At 66.4% G+C, this 4,225-nt stretch carries 5 protein-coding genes and 1 pseudogene; all 6 read right to left on the bottom strand.

Features of this window, described 5'->3' with window-relative positions; translation table 11 throughout:
• Positions 1–1,289: Fe-S protein assembly chaperone HscA (hscA, locus tag AC1DOC_RS21955; protein ID WP_478130473.1), on the bottom strand; the 1,289-nt coding region annotated here is incomplete at its 3' end.
• 5 nt (positions 1,290–1,294) lie between these two features.
• Positions 1,295–1,813 carry a Fe-S protein assembly co-chaperone HscB gene (gene hscB / locus AC1DOC_RS21950; protein ID WP_062361677.1) on the bottom strand — a complete coding sequence of 173 codons (519 nt, stop codon included), beginning with the start codon at positions 1,811–1,813 and terminating at the stop codon, positions 1,295–1,297.
• Positions 1,814–1,876: 63 nt separating this feature from the next.
• Positions 1,877–2,200 carry an iron-sulfur cluster assembly protein IscA gene (iscA, locus tag AC1DOC_RS21945; protein ID WP_012747263.1) on the bottom strand — a complete coding sequence of 108 codons (324 nt, stop codon included), beginning with the start codon at positions 2,198–2,200 and terminating at the stop codon, positions 1,877–1,879.
• 1 nt (position 2,201) lies between these two features.
• Positions 2,202–2,621, bottom strand: coding sequence for a Fe-S cluster assembly scaffold IscU (gene iscU, locus AC1DOC_RS21940; RefSeq protein ID WP_012747262.1), 420 nt, complete (start codon positions 2,619–2,621; stop codon positions 2,202–2,204).
• Positions 2,622–2,650: 29 nt separating this feature from the next.
• Positions 2,651–3,871, bottom strand: a complete 1,221-nt coding sequence (locus AC1DOC_RS21935) for an IscS subfamily cysteine desulfurase (protein WP_012747261.1) — start codon at positions 3,869–3,871, stop codon at positions 2,651–2,653.
• 79 nt (positions 3,872–3,950) lie between these two features.
• Positions 3,951–4,225 (bottom strand): annotated as a pseudogene (locus AC1DOC_RS21930) (DNA-binding protein); the annotation flags it as partial.

Below are 4,225 nucleotides of genomic sequence, written 5' to 3'. Positions count from 1 at the left end.
TCCTGGTAGGTGGTGAAGTCCTGCGCCATTGCCGTGGGACTGGTCTGGTTGCGCGGCACGATGCGCTCGACCAGCCCGCCCATGGTCTCGATGCCCAGCGACAGCGGGATCACGTCGAGCAGCAGCAGATCGCCCGCGCCGTTGTTGCCGGCCAGCTGGTTGGCCTGGATGGCGGCGCCGAGCGCCACGACCTCGTCGGGGTTCAGGTTGACGAGCGGCTCGCGGCCGAAGAATTCGGCGACGGCGCGGCGGATCTGCGGCATGCGGGTGGAGCCGCCGACCAGCACGATCCCTTGCAGGTCGTCGGGCTTGAGCTTCGCGTCGCGCAGCGCCTTGCGAACCGCCGCGATCGTGCGGTCGGTGAGCGGCTTGGTGGCGGCGTCGAATTGCGCGCGCGCCAGGTCGAAACGGGCGGCGCCGCCGGCAAGCTCGGCGTGGAACGCCACGGAATCGGCATCGGTCAGCGCCTCCTTGGCCGCACGGGCAGCCACCAGCACGGCGGCCTTGTCGGCGTCGCTGCCCACCTGCAGGCCGGTTTGCGCGAGCACGAAGTCGGCGAGCGCGTGGTCGTAGTCGTCGCCGCCCAGGGCCGAGTCGCCACCCGTGGCAATGACCTCGAACACGCCCTGCGTGAGCCGCAGGATCGAGATGTCGAAGGTGCCGCCGCCCAGGTCGTAGACGGCGTAGACGCCTTCGCTCGCGTTGTCCAGGCCGTAGGCGATGGCCGCGGCCGTGGGCTCGCTGATCAGGCGCAGCACGTTGAGGCCGGCAAGCTGCGCGGCGTCCTTGGTGGCCTGGCGCTGGCCTTCGTCGAAGTAGGCCGGCACGGTGATGACGGCGCCGTAGAGCTCGCCGTCGAAGGTGTCTTCGGCGCGGTAGCGCAAGGTGGCCAGGATCTCGGCGCTGATCTCCACCGGCGACTTGATGCCGGCAGCCGTCTCCACCTTGACCATGCCGCCCTCGTCCACCAGCCGGTACGACATCGACTCGCGGTTGGCGATGTCGGCCAGCCCGCGGCCCATGAGGCGCTTGACCGAGGTGATGGTGTTCGCGGCGTCCTGCGCGCGCGCGGCGAGCGCGTCGAAGCCGATCTGGCGCCGCTCGCGGTCGAGATAGCGCACGGCGGAAGGCAGGATCACGCGGCCCTGGTCGTCAGGCAGGCATTCGGCCACGCCATTGCGCACCGCGGCCACCAGCGAATGCGTGGTGCCCAGGTCGATGCCCACGGCAATGCGGCGCTGATGCGGATCGGGCGCCTGGCCGGGTTCGGAAATTTGAAGAAGAGCCATACCGGCTATTGTCCCAACTGATCGAATTTGGCTTCGACGTCCTGTCCGAAGCGCTCAATGAACATGAGGGCTCTCACCTGCTGCGCGGCGGCCGGGTAGTCGCCCTTCTCGTCGATCAGCCAGTCGAGCGATGACAGCGCGCGGGCGCGGCCGGCCTCGACTTCGGCCTGCAGCTGCTCGACCGCGGCGGTGTCGCCGGCGTCGTCGAGCGCCTCGCGCCATTCCATCTGCTGCATCAGGAAATCGGGCGGCATGGCGGTGTTGTTCTCGGCATTCAGCGGCGCACCGTGGAGTTCGCAGATGTAGCTGGCCCGCCGGATCGGGTCCTTGAGGCGCTGGTAGGCCTCGTTGATGCGCACCGACCATTGCATCGCCACGCGCTGCGCCGCGGCGCCCTGCGCGGCAAAGCGGTCGGGATGGGCCTCGCGCTGCAGTTCCTTCCACCGGGCGTCGAGCACGGCGCGGTCCTGCGCGAAGGTTGCGGGGACTGCGAACAGTTGAAAGTCGGTGTCGTTGAGGTTCATGGCAAGAAAAAACCGCCAGCACATGACATGGTGGCGGCTGTGGTCGCTGTCAGCGACGGCGCATCAGATGCGGAAACTCTCTCCGCAACCGCAGCGGTCCCGCTCGTTCGGATTGATGAACTTGAAGCCTTCGTTCAGGCCTTCGCGCACGAAGTCGAGCTGCGTGCCGTCGATGTAGGCCAGGCTCTTGGGGTCGACCAGCACCTTCACGCCGTGGTCTTCGAACACCACGTCTTCAGGCGCGAACTCGTCCACGTACTCGAGCTTGTAGGCCAGGCCCGAGCAGCCGGTGGTCTTCACGCCCAGCCGCACGCCCACGCCCTTGCCGCGTTTGCCGAGGTAGCGGGTGACGTGGCGCGCGGCGGCTTCGGTCAGCGTAACGGCCATGTCAGTGGACTGCCGATGGTTCGGCTTCTGCCGTCTTGGCGCCGTGCTTGGCCTTGTAGTCGCTCACGGCGGCCTTGATGGCGTCTTCGGCCAGGATCGAGCAATGGATCTTGACGGGCGGCAGCGCCAGTTCCTCGGCGATCTGCGCGTTCTTGAGCGCCGCGGCTTCGTCGAGCGTCTTGCCCTTGACCCACTCGGTCACGAGCGAGGACGACGCAATGGCCGAGCCGCAGCCGTAGGTCTTGAAGCGCGCGTCTTCGATCACGCCGGTTTCGGGGTTGACCTTGATCTGCAGCTTCATGACGTCGCCGCAGGCCGGCGCGCCGACCATGCCGGTGCCGACCGAGTCGTCGCCCTTTTCGAAGGAGCCGACGTTGCGGGGGTTTTCGTAGTGGTCGATGACCTTGGATGAATATGCCATGGTGTACCTCTCAAACTTTGTTCAATGCGTCAGTGGGCCGACCACTGGATCGTGCTGATGTCGACGCCGTCCTGGAACATCTCCCACAGGGGGCTCAGCTCGCGCAGCTTGGCGACGTTGTGCTTGATGGTTGAGATGGCGTAGTCGATTTCTTCCTCGGTCGTGAAACGGCCGATGGTCATGCGCAGGCTGCTGTGGGCCAGTTCGTCGCTGCGGCCGAGGGCGCGCAGCACGTAGCTGGGTTCGAGGCTGGCCGAGGTGCAGGCCGAACCCGACGACACCGCCAGGCCCTTGATGCCCATGATCAGCGACTCGCCTTCCACGTAGTTGAAGCTCATGTTCAGGTTGTGCGGCACACGCTGCTCGAGGTCGCCGTTGATGAACACCTGGTCCACGTCCTTCAGGCCGTCGAGCAGGCGCTTCTGCAGGCGCGCCGCCTTGGCGATGTCTTCCTTCATTTCGAGCTTGGCGATGCGGAAGGCCTCGCCCATGCCCACGATCTGGTGCGTGGGCAGCGTGCCCGAACGCATGCCGCGCTCGTGGCCGCCGCCGTGCATCTGTGCCTCGAGCCGCACGCGGGGCTTGCGGCGTACGTACAGCGCGCCGATGCCCTTGGGGCCGTAGGTCTTGTGCGAAGCCAGGCTCATCAGGTCGATGGGCAGCTTGGCAATGTCGATCTCGACCTTGCCGGTGGCCTGGGCCGCGTCGACATGGAAGATCACGCCCTTTTCGCGGCAGGCATTGCCGAGCGCGACCACGTCCTGGATGACGCCGATCTCGTTGTTGACGTACATCACGCTCGCAAGGATGGTGTCGGGGCGGATCGCCGCCTTGAACTTGTCCAGGTCGAGCAGGCCGTTTTCCTCGACGTCCATGTAGGTGACTTCGAAGCCCTGGCGCTCGAGCTCGCGCATGGTGTCGAGCACGGCCTTGTGCTCGGTCTTCACCGTGATGAGGTGCTTGCCCTTGCCCTTGTAGAAATGGGCCGCGCCCTTGAGCGCGAGGTTGTTCGACTCGGTGGCGCCGGAGGTCCAGACGATCTCGCGCGGGTCGGCTCCGATCAGCTCGGCCACGTAGCCGCGCGCCTTCTCGACCGCCTCTTCAGCCTCCCAGCCCCAGGCATGGCTGCGCGACGCCGGGTTGCCGAAATGCTCGCGCAACCAGGGGATCATGGCGTCGACCACACGCGGGTCAACCGGCGTGGTGGCGCCGTAATCGAGATAGATCGGGAAATGAGGAGTGACGTCCATGGCTGGCTCGGGCTGGCGTGGGGTTGTTTCTTTGATCTGGGCTTCTCGCGGCAGCGCCCGAAGGCGCTCCGCGGCTTCTTCAGGACTTCGCGAAGGCGTTGCCGAGGGCAAACACCGAATTCGGCGCGTTCACGCGAATCGGCTTGACCACCGGCTGCGCGGAAATCGCGCGCTTGACGACTGGCTTGTTCTCGATCTGCACGCCCTTGGCGATCTGGTCGTCGACCAGCTTCTGCAGCGTGACGGAATCGAGGAACTCGACCATGCGCTGGTTCAGCGAGGCCCAGAGCTCGTGCGTCATGCAGCGGCCGGCTTCGCCCAGGCAGTTTTCCTTGCCGCCGCATTGCGTGGCAT

The sequence above is a fragment of the Variovorax sp. 01T439_2 genome (assembly GCF_056398445.1).
The sequence above is the reverse complement of the archived record's forward strand: the minus strand, read 5'-3'. Positions and strand labels throughout refer to the sequence as shown.